Source organism: Lactobacillus sp. PV037 (assembly GCF_014522345.1).
GTDB lineage: Bacteria > Bacillota > Bacilli > Lactobacillales > Lactobacillaceae > Lactobacillus.
Genome location: NZ_CP041987.1, coordinates 1,000,668 through 1,019,487, shown reverse-complemented (window position 1 = coordinate 1,019,487; position 18,820 = coordinate 1,000,668). Strand labels below are relative to the sequence as shown.

Annotated in this window: 18 protein-coding genes; 17 read left to right on the top strand and 1 reads right to left on the bottom strand. The window is 33.7% G+C overall.

Annotated features, from left to right (window positions below; genetic code table 11):
* The first annotated feature begins 8 nt into the window (after positions 1 to 8).
* The 5 genes from accC to FP435_RS05485 are packed head-to-tail and all read left to right on the top strand — an operon-like array spanning position 9 to position 4,458.
* Positions 9 to 1,394, top strand: coding sequence for an acetyl-CoA carboxylase biotin carboxylase subunit (gene accC / locus FP435_RS05505; protein ID WP_265483180.1), 1,386 nt, complete (start codon positions 9 to 11; stop codon positions 1,392 to 1,394).
* Entirely contained in the window at positions 1,375 to 2,220 is an 846-nt protein-coding gene (locus FP435_RS05500; RefSeq protein ID WP_265484641.1) for an acetyl-CoA carboxylase carboxyltransferase subunit beta, read from the top strand. The genes accC and FP435_RS05500 overlap by 20 nt, the downstream gene beginning before the upstream one ends.
* Positions 2,213 to 2,983, top strand: coding sequence for a carboxyltransferase subunit alpha (accA, locus tag FP435_RS05495; protein ID WP_265483178.1), 771 nt, complete (start codon positions 2,213 to 2,215; stop codon positions 2,981 to 2,983). Before FP435_RS05500 ends, accA begins: the two co-directional genes overlap by 8 nt.
* Positions 2,984 to 2,985: 2 nt before the next feature.
* A complete protein-coding gene (gene fabI / locus FP435_RS05490) occupies positions 2,986 to 3,744 on the top strand; it encodes an enoyl-ACP reductase FabI (RefSeq protein ID WP_265483176.1) in 759 nt (252 codons plus the stop codon).
* Between the two features lie 3 nt (positions 3,745 to 3,747).
* Positions 3,748 to 4,458: a biotin--[acetyl-CoA-carboxylase] ligase gene (locus FP435_RS05485; RefSeq protein WP_265483174.1), complete on the top strand. Its 711-nt coding sequence runs from the start codon at positions 3,748 to 3,750 to the stop codon at positions 4,456 to 4,458.
* A 104-nt stretch (positions 4,459 to 4,562) separates the two neighbouring features.
* Here FP435_RS05485 and FP435_RS05480 read toward each other — a convergent pair whose 3' ends face one another.
* The gene (locus FP435_RS05480; RefSeq protein WP_265483173.1) at positions 4,563 to 4,742 is read right to left on the bottom strand and encodes a DUF3042 family protein; all 180 of its coding nucleotides are present in this window, start codon (positions 4,740 to 4,742) and stop codon (positions 4,563 to 4,565) included.
* 107 nt (positions 4,743 to 4,849) lie between these two features.
* Here FP435_RS05480 and miaA point away from each other — a divergent pair, with 107 nt between their 5' ends.
* From miaA to FP435_RS05420, 12 genes are all read left to right on the top strand, one after another.
* Entirely contained in the window at positions 4,850 to 5,770 is a 921-nt protein-coding gene (miaA, locus tag FP435_RS05475) for a tRNA (adenosine(37)-N6)-dimethylallyltransferase MiaA (RefSeq protein ID WP_265483171.1), read from the top strand.
* A gap of 152 nt (positions 5,771 to 5,922) precedes the next feature.
* Positions 5,923 to 7,260, top strand: a complete 1,338-nt coding sequence (glnA, locus tag FP435_RS05470; protein ID WP_265483170.1) for a type I glutamate--ammonia ligase — start codon at positions 5,923 to 5,925, stop codon at positions 7,258 to 7,260.
* Between the two features lie 143 nt (positions 7,261 to 7,403).
* The gene (gene yjeM / locus FP435_RS05465) at positions 7,404 to 8,918 is read left to right on the top strand and encodes a glutamate/gamma-aminobutyrate family transporter YjeM (RefSeq protein WP_265483169.1); all 1,515 of its coding nucleotides are present in this window, start codon (positions 7,404 to 7,406) and stop codon (positions 8,916 to 8,918) included.
* A gap of 176 nt (positions 8,919 to 9,094) precedes the next feature.
* Complete coding sequence (locus tag FP435_RS05460) at positions 9,095 to 10,819, top strand: glycoside hydrolase family 3 protein (protein ID WP_265483168.1); 1,725 nt, start codon at positions 9,095 to 9,097, stop codon at positions 10,817 to 10,819.
* Between the two features lie 185 nt (positions 10,820 to 11,004).
* Entirely contained in the window at positions 11,005 to 12,315 is a 1,311-nt protein-coding gene (locus FP435_RS05455) for an SLAP domain-containing protein (protein ID WP_265483167.1), read from the top strand.
* Between the two features lie 116 nt (positions 12,316 to 12,431).
* Positions 12,432 to 13,247 carry a Cof-type HAD-IIB family hydrolase gene (locus FP435_RS05450; protein WP_265483166.1) on the top strand — a complete coding sequence of 272 codons (816 nt, stop codon included), beginning with the start codon at positions 12,432 to 12,434 and terminating at the stop codon, positions 13,245 to 13,247.
* Between the two features lie 17 nt (positions 13,248 to 13,264).
* Positions 13,265 to 14,221: an ABC transporter ATP-binding protein gene (locus FP435_RS05445; RefSeq protein ID WP_265483165.1), complete on the top strand. Its 957-nt coding sequence runs from the start codon at positions 13,265 to 13,267 to the stop codon at positions 14,219 to 14,221.
* A complete protein-coding gene (locus tag FP435_RS05440; RefSeq protein ID WP_265483164.1) occupies positions 14,214 to 15,758 on the top strand; it encodes an ABC transporter permease/substrate-binding protein in 1,545 nt (514 codons plus the stop codon). The genes FP435_RS05445 and FP435_RS05440 overlap by 8 nt, the downstream gene beginning before the upstream one ends.
* Complete coding sequence (locus tag FP435_RS05435; protein WP_265483163.1) at positions 15,758 to 16,153, top strand: OsmC family protein; 396 nt, start codon at positions 15,758 to 15,760, stop codon at positions 16,151 to 16,153. The genes FP435_RS05440 and FP435_RS05435 overlap by 1 nt, the downstream gene beginning before the upstream one ends.
* A 77-nt stretch (positions 16,154 to 16,230) precedes the next feature.
* Positions 16,231 to 16,848 carry a GTP pyrophosphokinase gene (locus FP435_RS05430; RefSeq protein ID WP_265483161.1) on the top strand — a complete coding sequence of 206 codons (618 nt, stop codon included), beginning with the start codon at positions 16,231 to 16,233 and terminating at the stop codon, positions 16,846 to 16,848.
* A 1-nt stretch (position 16,849) separates the two neighbouring features.
* Positions 16,850 to 17,515 (top strand): response regulator transcription factor, encoded by a 666-nt coding sequence (locus FP435_RS05425; RefSeq protein WP_265483159.1) that lies wholly within the window; start codon positions 16,850 to 16,852, stop codon positions 17,513 to 17,515.
* A 9-nt stretch (positions 17,516 to 17,524) separates the two neighbouring features.
* A complete protein-coding gene (locus tag FP435_RS05420; RefSeq protein ID WP_265483157.1) occupies positions 17,525 to 18,808 on the top strand; it encodes a sensor histidine kinase in 1,284 nt (427 codons plus the stop codon).
* Positions 18,809 to 18,820 lie beyond the last annotated feature (12 nt).

The following is an 18,820-nucleotide window of genomic DNA, read 5'->3' as shown; positions in this document are numbered from 1 at the left end:
TGATAAAAATGTTTAAGAAAGTGTTAGTAGCAAATAGAGGAGAAATTGCAGTTCGTGTTATTCGTTCCTTAAAAGAAATGGGAATCAAAACCGTGGCAATTTATTCAACAGCGGATCGAGATAGTCTTCATGTTCAATTAGCTGATGAAGCAGTTTGTGTAGGTGGACCACAACCAACTGCTTCGTATTTAAATCTTAAAAACATCTTAGCTGCCGCTGTAGGAACAGGAGCACAAGCCATTCACCCCGGTTATGGCTTTTTATCCGAAAGTGCGGAATTTGCTCAGATGTGTACGAAATGTGGTCTTACTTTTATTGGTCCTAATGCAGAAACGATTGATCAAATGGGTAATAAGGAACATGCTAGACAGTTAATGATCAAAAATCATGTTCCAGTTACTCCTGGCAGTCAGGGTTTTATTACTTCAGTAACGCAAGCAGAAAAAATTGCAGCAAAAGTAGGCTATCCTGTACTTTTAAAGGCTGCTGCAGGTGGTGGGGGAAAAGGAATTCGCCAAGTAAGTAAGCCAGAAGAAATGGCCAATGCTTTGGCTTCTGCGCAAGCAGAAGCTAAAACGGATTTTGGTGATGATCGCATGTACTTAGAAAAAGTAATGCAGAATGTTAAACATATTGAGGTACAAATCTTTCGCGACAAATTTGGCCAGACAGTTTATTTTCCCGAACGTGATTGTTCTCTTCAAAGAAATAAACAAAAGGTTTTAGAAGAAAGTCCATGTAATGTAATTACTGAACAAGAACGGACAAAATTAGGTAAAATTGCTGTTCAAGCTGCAGAAGCAGCAGGGTATTTTAATACAGGGACTATTGAATTCTTGATGGATCAGGATCATAACTTTTATTTTATGGAAATGAATACCAGAATTCAGGTTGAACACACAGTAACTGAAATGGTAACTGGGGTAGATTTAGTGAAGGCCCAGATTAAAGTAGCTGCTGGTGAAAAGCTTCCTTTTACTCAAGAAGATTTAAAAATTAAAGGTCATGCAATTGAATGCAGAATTAATGCAGAAGATCCAGCTAATAATTTTATGCCTTCAGTTGGTGACATAGACTTTCTTTATTTACCAATTGGAAATCCAGGGATGCGGATTGATACTGCTTTATATCAAGGTGAGAAGATTTCGCCATTTTATGATTCAATGATTGCTAAAATAGTTGCTTTTGGTCAAAATCGAACAGAGGCCATCGAAAAAATGAAGCGATTACTAAATGAGATGGTAATTAGAGGGATTAATACTAATCAAGATTTCCATAGTGCTATTTTAAGTGATCCTGATTTTGTTAAGGGTTTATTTACAAATACTTATCTTGAAAAAGAATTTTTACCAAAGTGGAGGAGTCGTTCTAATGGTGAAACTATTTCCGCATAAAAATACTCTATCAGAAGTCAGAGTGAAGGCAGATATTAATGCAGATGATCGTGTACCAAATAATTTGATAAAAAAATGTCCAAAGTGTGGTGAAGAGGTATTTGCAGATAGATTAACTCAATATCAAACCTGCTTAAATTGTGGCTATGGCTTCAGAATTACGGCAAAATTGCGCCTACAGTGGTTAGTTGATGAAGCTAAAGAATGGAACTCGGAACTCCAAGCTACAGATCCATTAAACTTTCCTAGTTACCAACAAAAAATAGCTAAAGCTGAACAAACTAGCAAATTAAAAGAAGCAGTTTGGACAGGGCAAGGAAAAATTAAAGATGAAATCTTTGCCTTAGGCATTATGGATCCGAGTTTTATTATGGGCTCATTAGGACAAATGACCGGAGAAAAGTTAGCGCAACTTTTTGAAAAAGCTACGGATAAAAAATTGCCAGTTGTTTTATTTACAGCTTCTGGTGGTGCTCGTATGCAAGAAGGAATATTTTCACTAATGCAAATGGCGAAGGTATCTAATACAGTCGCAAAGCATTCAGAAGCAGGATTACTTTATATTGTGGTTTTGACTGATCCAACTACTGGTGGGGTAACAGCAAGTTTTGCCAGTCAAGGCGATATTATTTTAGCGGAACCTCATGCAATGGTAGGTTTTGCAGGAAGACGAGTAATTGAACAAACTATTCATCAAAAAATTGCTCCTGATTTACAAGATGCAGAAAATGTACTGCGGTATGGGTTTATTGATCACATTGTAAAGCGGGAAGATGAAAAAGAAGTTATTTCATGGCTGTTGAAAGTAGGTGGTCGAAATGAATAAAACGGCAATGGACATTGTATTAGCCGCACGTAGTGAAAAGCATATTTCTGGTCATGAAATACGTAAGCGACTTTTTCCAGATTTTTTTGAACTTCATGGCGATCGCTTAAATCAAGATGATCCAGCAATAGTTGGGGGAATCGCTAGTTTCCATGACCGACCAGTAACAGTTATTACTACAAGTCGGGGGCATGATTTACAAGAAAGAATGGCTAAGCACTTTGGTCAACCACAACCAGGTGGTTATCGAAAAGCCTTACGCTTAATAAAAAATGCAGCAAAATTTAAACGACCAGTTTTTTTATTTGTGGATACTGCAGGAGCTTATCCTGGAAAAAGTGCTGAAGAAAATGGACAAGGGCAAGCAATTGCACAAAATCTGCTTGAAATCGGACGTATTAAGACTCCAATTATTACGATTATGTATGGTGAAGGTGGTTCGGGAGGAGCATTAGCATTAGCTTGTGGCGATGAAGTCTGGATGTTGGAAAATAGTATATATTCTGTTTTATCGCCAGAGGGTTTTGCTTCTATTCTTTGGAAAGATGCTCAAAAAGTTACCCAAGCAGCTGAAAAGATGAAATTAACTCCCAAAGATTTATTGAAATTCAAAGTAATTGAAGGAATCATTGAAGAACCAGCTGATCATCAAATAGTTTGCGATAAGATCGATCAAGTTTTAAAAACTGAACTAAAGAAATTGGACCAATTATCTTTGGATGAATTAGTGCAAAAACGTTATGAAAGATTTAGAAAGTATTAAAAATGAGTGGAATTTTAGAAGGTAAAAAAATTTTAGTAATGGGTATAGCCAACAGTCGCTCCATTGCTTGGGGATGTGCTCAGGCAATGGAAGAGCAGGGAGCAGAAATAATTTACACTTATCAAAATGAACGATTAAAAAAGTATATTTCTAAGCTTGTACCTGATGAAAAATATCTCTTTGAGTGTGATGTTACAAGTGATACAAGTATCACAGAAGCCTTTGACAAAATAAAAAATAACTTTGGAAAAATTGATGGCATTGTCCATGCGATTGCTTTTGCTAAGAAAGAAGAGTTAGGTGGTTCAATTCTTAATTCAACTCGTCAAGGTTATGCTCAGGCCTTAGATGTTTCCTCATATTCTTTCTTAGCAGTGGCCAAAGAAGGAGTTAAGATTTTAAACGATCCCGCTAGCCTAGTAACTTTGACTTATATGGGAAGTGACCGTGCCCTTCCAAATTACAATACTATGGGAATAGCTAAGGCTGCCCTTGAATCAGAGGTACGCTATCTTGCGAGAGATTTAGGAAAAGATGGTATTCGCGTAAATGCAATTTCAGCAGGAGCCATCAAAACATTAGCTGTTTCTGGAATTAAGGGTCATTCAGAATTACTTAAAATTTCTCAAAGTGAAACAGTAGATGGAGTAAATGTAACTAAAGAAGAAGTAGGTAATACTTGTGCATTTTTGATGAGCAATTTGGCTTCGGGGATAACTGGAGACATTATTTTTGTTGATAAGGGCGTTCATTTACGATAAGTTATGAAATTTTTCCAATATGATGAAGTAACTTCAACGCAAGATTTAGCCAAAGAATACTTAAAGGATAATTTGGAAGCTGCAGCTTTTATTGCTAGTAGTCAAACTAGTGGATACGGCAAGCAAGGGCGTCCTTTTTATTCCCCTAAGGATACGGGTATTTATTATAGTGTTGCTATTCCAAACTTCAAAATAAATAAGGCAAAAATAGGCTTATTAACACCTTACATTGCGATTAAACTTGTTGAAGTTTTGAAAAAATATTTTCCTAAAAAAACTTTCTTTTTAAAGTGGGTAAATGATATTTATTTTAATAATAAAAAAATAGGCGGCATCTTAACAGAAAACCTAAATAATGGGCTCATAATTGGAGTGGGAATAAATGTTAATACAGCTAATTTTCCGGTTAGTTTGAGGGAGTTAGTAGGAAGTATTAGCAAGGAAGATTATAATAAAAAGTGTTTGAGGCAAGATTTAGTTCAAGCAACTATCAAGGCCACTAGTGAATATGACCAGCGAGATTTTATGCCTCTGTATCGCAAATTGTCTAATGTAGTTGGAAGAAAAGTAGTATTTAAAAATGGAAAAAATACCATCCAAGCTTTGGTGCAAGATATTGACGATAATGGTAATTTAGTAGTGAAAACGCAGTCAAAGGTGAAAGTTTTTACTAGTGGTGAAATAACTAAAATCAAAATTAAGCAAGAAAAGTGATTCTTTTAGAATCATTTTTTTCTTGCAAAAAATAAACAGTGAAGTTTAAATTAATTTAGGCAAAAGAAAAGACCTGTTTCAGCTAAACAGGTCTTAGTAAGATATTAAGCTTGGTGAGCTGCGTAGCTCTTACGGTTAGCTTTCTTACGGTTTTCTTCAATTTTTTGTTCGTGTTGTTCTTGAGGATCAACAACCTTCTTCTTGTAGGTAAATAATCCAGCTGCTAAAGCACCAACAGTTGCTAAAACACCAGTTGCAAGACCGGCACCAAATTTCTTTGCCATAATAAATACCTCCTGAATAAATCAATTAATTTTCTACCTTCATTTTGATTTTACCAATATTTGGGTATTTAATAAAGAAATACGATTTTAAATTAAAGGATATATAAATGCAGAAAGTAATAGTTATTATTGGACCAACAGCTGTTGGTAAAACTGAGGCAGGTTTAAAATTAGCTAAGACGCTGAATACTGAAATTATCTCAGGGGATTCAATGCAAATCTATCAAGAAGTAGCAATTGGAACCGCAAAACCTACTAAACAAGAACAAGCGCAAATTAAGCACCATTTAATTGACCAGCGGTCAGTCTTTCAAGAATACTCGGTAAAAGACTTTGTAAAACAGGCTAATGAAGTAATTGAAGTTTTAAATAAAAAAGGAAAGGTTCCAATTGTTGTAGGGGGAACAGGTTTTTATATTAATGCGTTAGTTAATAAGATGCAATTAGGTGAACCTGGAGAATATAAGACAAGTGTAGATAAAAAGTGGGAAGATTTTTTAGAAAAAAATGGTCCAGAAAAATTGTGGAAAGAATTAGAAAAAATAGATCCAGCAGCTAGTGAAAAAATAGCACCGAATAATAGTCGACGAACCTTAAGAGCATTAACAGTGATTGGCCGAACAGGAAAACTTTTTTCTCAGCAACAAAAACAGATTACTCCTCGTTATGATGCCTTAATTATTGGTTTAAATAGTGAGCGACAGTTAGTTTATGACCGCATTAATCGTCGAGTTGACTTGATGATGGAGAAGGGGCTACTTGATGAAGCAAAATTTATTTACGAAAATCGTGCCCAGGAACATCAAGTAATCCAAGCTATTGGTTATAAAGAACTGTTTCCTTATTTTGAAGGAGAAAAAAGTTTAGAGGAATGTATAAGTAAATTAAAACAAGCTTCCAGAAAGTACGCTAAACGCCAAATTACTTATTTTAAGCATCAGTTACCAGTACATTGGGTAGACCCTTTACAAGATTCAACAAGTGAAACGAAAATTAAAAAACTAGTTAGTGATTTCTTAAAAGTTTAAATGAAAACACCTTTTATATTGACGATACCAATTTTGTTTGTTATGGTTAGTAATGTGCAAAGGCACAAGGAAAAATGAGATTTTCAAGGACTAGACCAATTTAAAAACAATCTATAAAATTGATCTATAATTGTAGAATAAGGTGTGTACAAATGAGTAAAACATTAACTGCAGAAGATATTAAAAATAGTGTAGAAAATGAAGATGTTCGTTTTTTACGATTAACCTTTACTGATATTAATGGAACATTAAAGAGTGTAGAAGTTCCTACGAGCCAATTAGATAAGGTTTTGAATAATGAAATTCGCTTCGATGGTTCATCAATTGACGGTTTTGTTCGCATTGAAGAAAGTGACATGGTTTTATATCCTGACTTTTCAACTTGGGCAGTCCTCCCATGGGGTGATGAAGAAGGCGGTAAGATTGGTCGCTTAATTTGTAGCGTACACAAGACCAGTGGGGAACCATTTGAAGGTGATCCAAGAAATAACTTAAAGCGTGTTCTTAAAGAAATGAAGGACATGGGCTTTACTGACTTTGATATTGGTTTTGAAGCAGAATTTCACTTATTTAAGTTAGGTGAAGACGGCAACTGGACTACTGAAAATGCAGATCATGCTTCATATTTTGATATGACTTCAGATGATGAAGGTGCAAGATGTCGTCGTGAAATTGTTGAAACTTTGGAAGGTATGGGCTTTGAAGTTGAAGCTGCACACCACGAAGTAGGATCAAGCCAACATGAAATTGATTTCAAATTTGATGATGCTTTAACTACTGCTGATCGTGTTCAAACCTTTAAGATGGTTGTTCGTGCAATTGCAAGAAAGCATGGTTTATTTGCGACCTTTATGGCTAAGCCAGTACAAGGGGAAGCTGGTAATGGGATGCACACTAATATGTCGCTCTTTAAAGATGGTACAAATGTCTTTTATGATAAAAATGGTAAGTACAATTTATCAAAGACAGCCCTTTATTTCTTAAATGGGATTTTGGAACATGCACGTGCAATTACTGCAATTGGTAATCCAACTGTAAACTCATATAAGCGTTTAATTCCAGGTTATGAAGCACCAGTTTATATTTCATGGGCTACTAAGAACCGTTCTCCATTAGTTAGAATTCCTTCTGCAGAAGAAGTAACTACTCGTTTAGAAATGCGCTCTGCTGATCCAACTGCCAACCCTTATTTATTGCTAGCTGCTGCTTTAAAGGCTGGACTACAAGGCATCAAGGAAGAAAAGATGCCAATGGAACCAGTAACTTCTAATGTGTTTGAAATGAGTGAAGATGAAAGAAATGAACGTGGTATTAAGCCATTACCTTCAACTTTGCATAATGCGATTAAGGCCTTTAAGGAAGATGAATTAATTCAAGATGCTTTAGGTAAACACTTAACGCAAAGCTTTATTGATTCTAAGGAATTAGAATGGTCTCAATATACTCAAAGCGTTTCTGATTGGGAAAGAAACAAGTACATGAATTATTAATTGAGTAATAATTTAGAGAAAAAAGCAGTTAATGAAAGTTAATTGCTTTTTTTGTATGAAAAATTAAATTAATAACATTCTTTGAAAAAATTATGAAAAAGAGGATAATAAGTAAGTGTTTATAAAAAGGAGAATTTTAATTTATGGAAGAAAAAAAGGATGTTAAAATCAAGACCGGTGCGTTAGTACTGCTGATTTTTTCATCAATCTTTGGTTTTAGTAATTCATTGACCGCCTTTTACCAAATGGGTTACTCAAGTATTATTTGGTATGTTTTAACAGCGATTCTTTTCTTTGTTCCTTCAGCTTTAATGTTTGCGGAATACGGAGCAACTTTTAAAGGAGCAAAGGGAGGAATTTTTTCGTGGTTAAGAGGGTCAGTTAGTGAAAGAACGGCATTTACAGGAACGTTTATTTGGCTAGCAGCTTGGGTAATTTGGCTAGTATCTTCAACGCAGTTTTTCTTAGTATCAGTTTCGACAGCTATTTCTGGCCATGATACTACACAAAGTTGGCATTTGGGAGCAATTGGTTCTACCCAATTATTGGGGATTTTAGAAGTATTATTTTTAGTAATTGTAACTTTTTGTGCTGTAAAAGGTGTAGATAAAATTGCTGCTGTAAGTAAAGTTGGAGGAATTTTTACCTTAGCAATTGCAATTGGATTTATGGTAGTCTCTCTTCTGGTATTTTTACTAAGTGGAGGGCATTTAGCTGAACCTGCAACTGCTCAAACTTTTACTCATTCACCAAATCCTAGTTTTCAAACGCCGATTGCAATTATTTCCTTTATTGTGTATGCCTTATTTGCATATGGTGGTTTGGAAACCTCAGCGGGAGTAATTGACTCAGTTGATAAACCTGAAAAAACATTCCCTAAAGCTTTAATTATTGCAGTGATTGTGATGACAGGGTTGTATGTTTTTAATATTTTTATGGCAGGAGTAGCTGTAAACTGGAATAAAACCTTGAGTGGTAATAAAGTTGACCTAGCAAACGTTGAGTATGTTTTGATAAACAATTTAGGGATTGTTACTGGACATACTTTAGGACTGTCAAATTCAGCTTCTTTGGCATTAGGAACTGCTTTTTCAAGATTTGCCGGAATTGCAGATGTATTGGCAGGAATTTCAGCCGCTTTCGTAATGGTTTATTCACCAATCAAATCTTTTATTGAAGGCTGTGATCCCCGTTTATTGCCTAAGACTTTAACTAAACTTAATAAGCACAATATGCCAGAACATGCAATGTGGCTTCAAGCAGTTATTGTTAGTGTAGTAATCTTATTTATTTCATTTGGTGGTAGTGGTGCGCAACAATTCTATACTATCTTAATGGATATGATGAACGTATCATCTTCAGCGCCATATCTATTTTTAATTGGAGCTTATCCTTTCTTTAAAATGAAGAAAAATTTGGATCGTCCGTTTGTTTTTGTTAAAAATATGAAATTAGTTTGGGCAATTACAATCATAGTTTGGCTTGTGGTAGCAATTGGGATCGTCTTTACTTGCATTGAGCCATTATTTACAAATGATTACATGACATCATTTTGGACTGCAATTGGACCAATAGCCTTTGGTTTAATTGGCTGGTTCTGGTATGCAAGTGTATCTAAGAAAGCCCAGGTTAATGAAGTAGAAGAGTTAGATGAGTAAATAAAATTAACTCGCTATCAAATTTTTTAAGTAATAAAAATGAATCAAGTATCTTATCACTTGATTCATTTTTATTTGAAAATTCTTTGTAAAGTATTTGTTATGAATCTATTAAAAGAAGAATGTAGAATGGATTATGGTATATTTTGCTTTTAGATTAACTTTAAGGAGAAAAAATGAAAAAAAGACTTATAAGAAAAATTACTACTGCAGCGATTGCAGGAGTAACAATTGCGGCTGGTTTAAGTGGAATTTTCACTCATAAAACTCAGGCAGCAACTAGTAGTCAGATTAATACATACATTAAAAAGGCAAGTTTAAATCAAAAGATTGGCCAAATGTATATTGCACGTACACCGCAAAAGCTTGGACAAGCAGAACAAGATGCATACAAGTATAACTTAGGTGGGTATATTATGTATGATGCAGATATGCAAAATTATACCCAAAAGCAGTTTAAAAGTAAGATTGATAATTATCAAGCAACCGCTCAACTTCCCTTATTGATTGGAATTGATCAAGAAGGAGGATCAGTATCTCGTTTGACTCACAGTGGCTTGGTAAAAGAAAATGGTGATCAATTTAAATTTCCTCGTGACCAATATGAAAATGCGGAAGCTAATGAAAAGGGCAGCGGGATGGATGCTGTAGTGCAGTATGCGACAGATACAGCAAGTTTATTACATAAATTAGGTATTAATTGGAATTATGCCCCAGATGCCGATTATAGTGATAATCCATCTTCTTTTATTTATCAACGTGGATTTGGTGGCCTAAAAGGGAAAAAGAGTTATACAGCTGAAGCTAACTATATTAAGCAAGTTGTTCCAGCTTGGCAACATGATAATTTAGTAGCAGCTACATTGAAGCATTTCCCAGGTTATGGGGATGCGACAGATACGCATACTGATTTTGCTCATGTAAATACTGCTAAATCAACCATTATGAAGACTGATATCTTACCTTTTAAAGCTGGAATTAAGGCAGGAGTAGATTCAGTGATGGTAACACATGTGATTTATGATAAGATAGATCCAGTTTACCCAGCCTCCCTTTCGAAAAAAGTAATTAATCTTTTGCGCAAAGATTGTAAGTTTAATGGAGTAATTGTGACCGATGCCTTAGAAATGGGAGCGATTCAGAATTTTGCTAAAAATCATGGCAATGAGAGTGTAGATGTTTTAGCAGTCAAAGCTGGTAACGATATGTTAATGAGTGCCGACTATGCTAAGGGAATTCCAGCAATCGCTAAGGCTGTAAAAAAGGGAGAAATTTCTAAAAAACAGATTGATCAATCAGTTAAAAGAATTTTAACTATGAAGAATAAGCTTGGGCTTTTATCAGCAAGTGATTTACAAGTTAAGAAACTTAATAAAAAGTCCTTTAAGTTTAATACGATTTCTTATACAAAGAAAAATACTGCTATCATTTCAGGAGTAGCAGCTAAGAATACTAAACTTACCTTAGCTAATACTGATACAAAGAAAAATACCACTGTTACAACAAATAAGAAAGGTCAATTTAAAGTCACTGTACCTTTAAAGACCAGCACACAAAATTTTGTTTTGACAGGAAAAAATTATCTTAGTGCAAATATTCATTTAAATTCGGGAACGAAATCAACTATTAAGCAAAAGTTGAATTTGAAACCGTTGAAGTATGACAAGAATTATAAGTATGCGACTGTGTCTGGTCAAGTAGATGATGAAGGAGCAGAAGGTTCGTTGACGATTGCTTTTAAAGATAGTAAAACTAAGAAAACTTTAGCAACTACAGTCGTAGGAAAAGATGGAAAGTTTTCTGCTAAACTACCTGTTAAAAAGAATAAACAAACTATAAATGTGAGTGCACAAAATGATAGTAGTTATGCAACACAAAATATTGTAATTAGAGCAAAATAAGTATTTGAACATCCCTTATTGGATAGGGGATGTTTTTTGTTATAAAAGTGAAATACTTTCTTTAAGGATTTTTAAGATAAGTGATAACATTTCTTCGTATTTGAGTGGGATAATAAAAATGTTACCTTCAATGAATAAAATTTTTAAAGTTAGTTGGAGTTAAACTTAGAAAGAAAATTAAATTAATGAATAAAAAGAAAAAAACATTAAAGTTAGTAGCTGTAAGTTTCTTAGTTGGAAGTTCAATGGCAAGTTTAAATTCTCGAGTTTTGGCAACTACTATTAATACACCATCTTCTAACTCTACTAATAATCCTTCAAATTCACTAGAAATTAAAGACAACATGACATTAAGTCAAATTTATAAAGAATTGGAAGATGATAATATAAATGATGGATCATTACCTCCAAATGAACTTTCCACGCAACTCAAGCAACAAGGAATTTCTGTGGCTGGTAATAGAATCTTAGGTAAGCCCCAAGGTTTTACCATTACTCTCTCAAAGCAACAAACGGGAAAAGATGAAGATACTAGTGTAATATTTGGAACAGGGAAACCTGAAAACTTAATTGACAATAGCATTTTAAAGGCAAACTACAGTGAAAATGGAAAGGAAAAATCTGAATCCATAAGTGGAAATATTTTCTTAATTGATGAAGGTAGTAAATTTGATCCTTTAGATATTAAGGCATCGAATGGAATTACCTACCAAGTAGCATCAACTGATAAAGCAGATGGAAAGGTTGTTTCAAATACCGTAGATTCCACTAAAGCAAATAGTTGGGGAGTAGTTACTGTCTCTACAACAACTAAAAGTGGTAAAGAAACAGAAGCAAGTTATGCTGTATATGTGAGAAATGATAAACCTGTTCGTCTAAATGTGCCGTATTATACTTCAATTTATGATTTTAATAGTGTAGAAAATAATAACTTTTTAAATGATCCTGCTACGATTAGTAGGGGAACAGAAATCTATATTGGAAAAAATTTCATGAATGCAGGAAGTCATACCTATAATTCAATTTCTACTCAATCTTTAGCGATAGCTAATAATAAAGAGGAAGCAGCTTGGATGAGTACGGCAAACTTGTTGACAGATACTAAACCAATCGAAGCCGTAGAAAAGACTGTAATGCATCGCTCACTGGTATATAGCCAAGGAGGTGGAAGCAAGTATCGTCATATTGCTGCATTTAAAAAAGTTACAGTTGAAAAAGAACCTTATACTTTTAAGGGAGTAAAATACTATAAAATTATTGATGCTCCTGATTATATTAAGGTTGCAAATGTAGATGGTACAAAACGCAAATTAAAACATAATGCCTATATCTATGCAACGAGCACTAAGCGTGCAGATAGAACAGTTTTGAAGAAGGGAACCGTAGTAACAACGTATGGTGGTTCTTATAAGTTTAAGAATGGCAAACAATACTACCGGATTCAAGGAGCAACAGCGACAAAGAAGCGTTACGTAAAAGTAGCAAATTTTGAATAATTAAAACAGATTCTGATTAACTCAGAATCTGTTTTTGTTATAATGATTTAAGATTTGAAAATATATGATTAAAAATTAGAAATTAAATTAAAACAATTGAAAGGATAGTTAAGTTTATGGCTTTACCATTTAAAGCAGTTGCGGTTGATATGGATGGAACTTTTTTAAACGGAGAAAGGACCTATGACCATCAATTATTTAATAAAGTTCTAACTCAACTTGAGGCAAGAGGGGTCCATTTTATTGTGGCTTCAGGTAGACCGTACGCACGATTAAAAGAAGATTTTATTGATTATATTGATCGAATGGATTTTGTGACAGCTAATGGGTCACGTTTAATGTCTGATAACAAGCAAATTGGAATAACCCCAATGAAACGTGATACTGTAGTTGAATTAATTGAAGATGTACACCAGAAGTATGGTCAAATGGCTACGATGTTGTTTGCACCAAATATGGCTTACATTGGAGAAAATGCACCAGCACGAGACAAGGAATTTCTAAAATATTTTGCAGGTACTTGTATAGAGGTTAAAGATTGGTCTAAGTTGCCTAATCAACAATACATTGAAATTACTTTTCACCATCCTCGCAAAGATGGCAAGCAAATTGAACAAAGTTTTAACCAAAAACATGGGAATGTAATTTCAGCTTATGGCTCTGCTGAATTTGCAATTGATATCAATGCCTATGGAGTAAGCAAAGGTGCAGGGTTAAAAGAAATGCTGACAAAATTTGGCTTAACTGGTAATGATTTAATTGCTTTCGGAGATGGCGAAAATGATATTCCAATGCTAGATTTTGCTAAGTATTCTTATGCAATGGAAAATGGAATGGCAGAAGTAAAGAAGCATGCAAGTTATATTGCGCCTAAAAATACTGAAAATGGAGTTTTACAAGTACTTCAAGAGTACTTGGCAAAGGATAAATAAGAAAGAAAGTATTACTAATGATTAAATACGACCATATAGGGAAAAAATATGGGGATCAGGTAATTTTAGAAGATATTTCTTTTCAGGTAAATAAAGGCGAACTTTTTGTGATAGTTGGTCCCAGTGGGAGTGGTAAAACTACTTTGCTAAAAATGTACAATCGTTTAGTAGAACCAACTAGTGGAAAGATTCTTTCTAATGGGGAAAATATTGCCCAAATTAACTTGCGTACTTTAAGAAAAAATGCAGGTTATGTTTTACAATCAGCAAGTTTATTTCCAAATTTAACTGTTGGTGAAAATATTACTATCGCTTTAGATGGAAAAATCTCTAAGGAAGAAAAAATTAACCTTCAAAAAGAATTGTTGAAATTAGTAAAAATGTCTCCTGAAAAGTATTTAAGTCGATATCCTACAGATTTGTCTGGGGGAGAACAGCAAAGGGTAGGCATTGCCCGAGCCTTAGCAACTAAGCCACCGGTAATTTTAATGGATGAGTCTTTTTCAGCCCTTGATCCAGTTGTAAGAAAGCAGCTCCAAGATACTTTATTAGAACTGCATAAACAAACTAGCGTCACAATTATGTTTGTGACTCATGATATGCAAGAAGCAGTTCGGTTAGGAGATAGAATTGCAGTAATTCATCAAGGACATTTAGAGCAAATTGGAAAACCACGAGAAATTTTGCACCATCCTGCAACTAAATTTGTGAAGAAATTTTTTGCTGCTAGTTCTGTAGAAAATAATTTTGATTTGGAAGGATTATTAAAGGGAGAACTAGGGGTAGATCCTCGTTTTTACCCTAAAACTGAAACTTTACTTCGGTATCATATTTCAAATTTAAAAGATTTGGTTAAAGCTTGTTCAAATCACCCAGATACCCTCTTTATTGCAGAAACTGAATTTGGTGAATTTTTAATTGAACCTAAACGGGTTTGGAAATTTTTATTGCAAAGGGTGGTAAGTGATGATTAAACAGCTTTGGAATATGATACTAAAGGAACATACACAAATTTGGGCAACCACCTTAGATCATATAAAAATTTCGTTAATTGCGTTAGTAATTGCAATGATTATTGCTATTCCGCTGGCTTTTCTACTTCGTCATCATAAAAAAATGGCAGAATTTACCTTACAAATTGCCAGCATTATTCAAACAATTCCTAGTCTAGCAATTTTAGGATTATTGTTGCCATTTGTAGGAATTGGAACAGTTCCCGCAATAATTGCATTAGTTTTGTATGCAATTATGCCAATTTTTCAAAATACATATGCAGGTTTAACCGGCATCCCATCAAATTTACAAGAGGCAGCCGAAGCTTTAGCCCTATCACATTGGAAAAAATTGCGGAAAGTCGAGATTCCATTAGCAATGCCAATGATCTTAGCAGGAATTCGAATTGCTTTAGTAATGATTATTGGGACAGCAACTTTGGCAGCCCTAGTTGGTGGTGGAGGATTAGGTACTTATATTTATGTAGGTATTAATTCTAATAATAATGCTGAAGTCTTGCTTGGGGCAATTCTGTCTGCATTTTTAGCTTTATTCTTCAGTTGGTTCTTGCTGTTCATTTCTAAAAGTAAATTGCGGGCAAAAATAGGAACTAGCTTAATTGCTGTTTGCTTACTAGCTTGGGGTGGAGTAAGTCTTTATAATCATTATCAACCACAAATTACTGGAAAACCTGAAAAACAAACAATTACTATTGCAGGGAAGATGGGATCAGAACCAGAAATTTTAATTAATATGTATAAAGATTTAATTGAAAAAAATGATCCTAATACTAAGGTAGTATTAAAGCCAAACTTTGGTGGGACGACGTTCTTATTTAGAGCGTTACAAAGTAATAAAATTGATATTTATCCTGAATTTACTGGAACAGTCTTGCAAACTCTAGTCAAAACTAATAAAAAGACTGGGTCTGATCCTAAGCAGGTATATGCTGAAGCAGCTAGCGACTTGAAAAAGCAATATGATTTGGAATATTTAAAACCAATGGCTTATCAAAATGGCTATGCCTTGGCCACGACCAAAGAATTTGCTAAAAAATATCACTTAAGTAAAATGAGTGATTTGAAACGTGTAAATAAGCAAATTCATGCTGCTTTTGACCCTGACTTTTATAATTTAAAAGATGGTTATCCTGGCTTAAAGAAAGTATATGATCTTGACTTTAAGTCAATTAAGACAACCGAATCAAGTATTCGCTATTCAGCAATTGCTTCTAAGAAAGTTAATGTTGTTGATGGCTATACTACTGATGCAGAAATTGAAAAGTATCATTTGGTAATGCTAGATGATGATAAAAATTACTTCCCACCATATCAAGGTGCCCCATTAATGAAAGCTAAATTTGCAGAAAATAATCCTCAAGTTGTGAAAGCTCTAAATAAATTAGCGGGTAAAATTACTACTAAGCAAATGCAACGAATGAATTATTTGGTTAATGTAAAACATGAAAAACCTGCTAAAGTTGCTCGTGACTTTTTAGAAAGTGAAGGATTATTATAATGGGAAAATACTTAGTTGAAAGTAAAACTAATGGAATTCCTTGGCAAGTAATTAATGAAACAGGTAATTATAAATTTATTGCTGATGAAGATCGTCATGAAACAAAAGATGCTGGTCCTAATCCAGTTCAATATTTAATTGGTTCACTGAATAGTTGCTTAACAATTTCTGCGTCAATGATTATTAAGGTGAAAAATTTAGATGTACAGAATTTTCACCTTATAACTGAGGCTGAAACTGAAAAATACCAAGTCTCAAAAATTAATGTTAAGGTGTTTTTCAAAAGTAAAATGACTCAAGAAGAAAAGCAAAATTTCTTAAATCATATTTTGCATGTTTCGGTTGTTTATCAGACTTTGAGTCAAGGGATGAAAATTAGTGTTGAATTAGCATAAGTTTTTCTAAAAATTCTCTTCAAGATTGAAGGGGATTTTTTTAGTTGGTATTATTAATACAACTAGAAGGTGACATAATGCAAGAAAATATTTATGGAGATTACCAGCCAGTATTAGCTGAAATTTTAGCTGAGACTTTAGATAAATTAGAAGAAATTAAGGATGACTATCAAACAGAAACGGGAGATCGTTTATACGAACACTTAATTGGAAGAGTGAAAACTCCTAAAAGTATGATTGAAAAATGTCAAAGAAAGAATTTACCATTAAATGTTCGCTCCGCTTTAAAGGAAAATAAAGACAGTATTGGTGTTAGAATTGTATGCAATTTTATTGATGATATTTATACTTGGATTGATATAATTGAACATTTAAATAATGTAGCAATTGTAAAACAAAAAGACTACATTACACATGCTAAACCAAATGGCTATCGTTCATATCACTTGATTTTAGAAGTCACTTATCCAGTAGCTGATATTGATGGTAATGATCCAGGTCAATACTTTATTGAGGTGCAACTAAGAACAATTGCAATGGATACTTGGGCTAGTTTGGAACATGAAATGAAGTATAAGCATACAATTAATAATCCAGAGATGATTGGACAAGAATTAAAAAGAGTAGCTGATGAATTAGCTTCTTGTGATGTAAGTATGCAGACAATTAGACAATTAATCAGAGAGGATGATTAACTTGAAGATTTTGATTGCAGAAGATGAAGAGCAATTATCTCATGTTTTAGTAGCAGCTATGCAACATGAGGGTCATGAAGTAACAGCTGTTGAAAATGGTAAAGAAGCCGTTGAAAAGGTAAGTAAAAATAGCTACGATATTATTATTTTAGATATCATGATGCCAGTAATGGATGGAATTACTGCCTTAAAAAAGATTCGTGAAAGTGGTAATAAAAGTTATATCTTAATGTTAACGGCTAAGTCAGAAATTGATGATCGTGTTTTAGGGCTTGATACAGGAGCTGATGATTATCTAACTAAGCCATTTTCTTTAAAGGAACTACTTGCACGTTTACGGTCAAAGAAACGGCGTGATGATACTTATACTCCTGATGAAATTAAAATTGGAGATTTGTGTTTAAATGTTCCAGAACAAGAATTGATTAGCGAAAATTCAATTCGCTTAAATAGCAAAGAAACACAAGTAATGAATTATTTATTATTAAACCAAGGAAAAGAAATTTCTACTCAGGAAATTTTTAATCAAGTTTGGAAAAATGAAGATGACGTTACCAGTGAAATCGTTTGGATTTATATCTCTTACTTGCGACAAAAATTGCGTTCAATTCAAAGTGAAATTAAAATCTTAGGAGAAAAGGATGGTAGTTTTAAAATTGAAGGGTAGGTAAAGTAAATGATTCAAAAATTTAGGTGGAAATTTATTTATCTCTCAATTACTTCTTTAGCAATAGTTTTATTTTTTACCATGGGAACACTACTATTTTTTAGTTATCATCAAAGTAGTGGTGAAGTCAATCGAGTTTTAACGGCTCTTGACAAAAATCATGGTCACTTAACCCCGCAAAATGCTCAACCCGTTTTTGGCAATCAAAATGATGTAATTAATCGTAATTTTGGGGCAGGCACTTATAATCCAGAGGCAGTTTATCAATATCGTTATTTCACGGTAGGCGTAACTCCACAAAATACTGTTCAAATTATGAATGATGAGAATGTTGATGGTATTTCTAAAAAACAAATTAAACAGGTAGCCCAAAAAATTATTAGTAAAAAGAATATAGCGAATCGGGTTAAAATTGGCAAAAATATTTATGCCTTTAGAATTACTAAAAATGAATTAGGAAATCGAATGATTATTTTTTTAAATGAATCATTGATCTTTAATCGTTTTTGGATTTTAGTGAAAATTGCCGGTGTATTAAGTGTTGTAGCTTTGATTATCTTTGCAACAGTTTTAATTTTAATTTCAAAAAAGGCAATTGGTCCAATTATTCGTACCTATAAAAAACAAAAAGAATTTATTACTAATGCAGGGCATGAATTAAAGACGCCGTTAGCGATTATCTCTGCTAATACTGAAATGCAGGAAATGCTAGGAGAAGACTCTGAGTGGGTTGAAAGTACCAAACAACAAACTCAGCGGCTAACCCAATTAATTAATAATTTAATTGCTATGGCACGAACAGGAGAAACTAAAGAAGTTGTAGTAAGTAAAGTGAATTTTTCTCAAATTGTTAAAGAAGTTACCCAAAGCTTTAAGTCCCTTATGGAGCAAAAGGGTCTTCATTACAATGCACAGATTGCTACAGATTTAAATGTTTGGGGAGAAAAACATTCATTAAATGAATTAGTAAACATTTTACTAGATAATGCGTGCAAATACTGTGATCTCGATGGCAAAATATCAATTAATTTACGCCGGGGACGAATAGGGAAACAAGCTATTTTGTCTATTTCAAATACCTATGCTGCAGGAGCTGGTTTAGATTATAAATCATTTTTTGAACGATTTTATCGAGAAGATAAGTCTCATAATTCTAAAAAGTCAGGTTTTGGTATTGGTTTAGCAATGGCAAAAGAAATGGTAGAAAGTTTTGGTGGAAAAATAAACGTTTCTTACAAAAATAGTCAAATTACTTTCACTGTTTTATTGAAGTTGGTAAATAAAAAAGCATAGTTTATGCTTGAA

Coding starts and splice junctions, on each gene's coding strand:
- FP435_RS05450 (WP_265483166.1), top strand. CDS start 12,432: ATGGCTTTACCATTTAAAGCAGTTGCGGTTGATATGGATGGAACTTTT.
- accC (WP_265483180.1), top strand. CDS start 9: ATGTTTAAGAAAGTGTTAGTAGCAAATAGAGGAGAAATTGCAGTTCGT.
- FP435_RS05440 (WP_265483164.1), top strand. CDS start 14,214: ATGATTAAACAGCTTTGGAATATGATACTAAAGGAACATACACAAATT.
- miaA (WP_265483171.1), top strand. CDS start 4,850: ATGCAGAAAGTAATAGTTATTATTGGACCAACAGCTGTTGGTAAAACT.
- fabI (WP_265483176.1), top strand. CDS start 2,986: ATGAGTGGAATTTTAGAAGGTAAAAAAATTTTAGTAATGGGTATAGCC.
- FP435_RS05455 (WP_265483167.1), top strand. CDS start 11,005: ATGAATAAAAAGAAAAAAACATTAAAGTTAGTAGCTGTAAGTTTCTTA.
- glnA (WP_265483170.1), top strand. CDS start 5,923: ATGAGTAAAACATTAACTGCAGAAGATATTAAAAATAGTGTAGAAAAT.
- FP435_RS05480 (WP_265483173.1), bottom strand. CDS start 4,742: ATGGCAAAGAAATTTGGTGCCGGTCTTGCAACTGGTGTTTTAGCAACT.
- FP435_RS05420 (WP_265483157.1), top strand. CDS start 17,525: ATGATTCAAAAATTTAGGTGGAAATTTATTTATCTCTCAATTACTTCT.
- FP435_RS05435 (WP_265483163.1), top strand. CDS start 15,758: ATGGGAAAATACTTAGTTGAAAGTAAAACTAATGGAATTCCTTGGCAA.
- yjeM (WP_265483169.1), top strand. CDS start 7,404: ATGGAAGAAAAAAAGGATGTTAAAATCAAGACCGGTGCGTTAGTACTG.
- FP435_RS05430 (WP_265483161.1), top strand. CDS start 16,231: ATGCAAGAAAATATTTATGGAGATTACCAGCCAGTATTAGCTGAAATT.
- FP435_RS05460 (WP_265483168.1), top strand. CDS start 9,095: ATGAAAAAAAGACTTATAAGAAAAATTACTACTGCAGCGATTGCAGGA.
- FP435_RS05445 (WP_265483165.1), top strand. CDS start 13,265: ATGATTAAATACGACCATATAGGGAAAAAATATGGGGATCAGGTAATT.
- accA (WP_265483178.1), top strand. CDS start 2,213: ATGAATAAAACGGCAATGGACATTGTATTAGCCGCACGTAGTGAAAAG.
- FP435_RS05485 (WP_265483174.1), top strand. CDS start 3,748: ATGAAATTTTTCCAATATGATGAAGTAACTTCAACGCAAGATTTAGCC.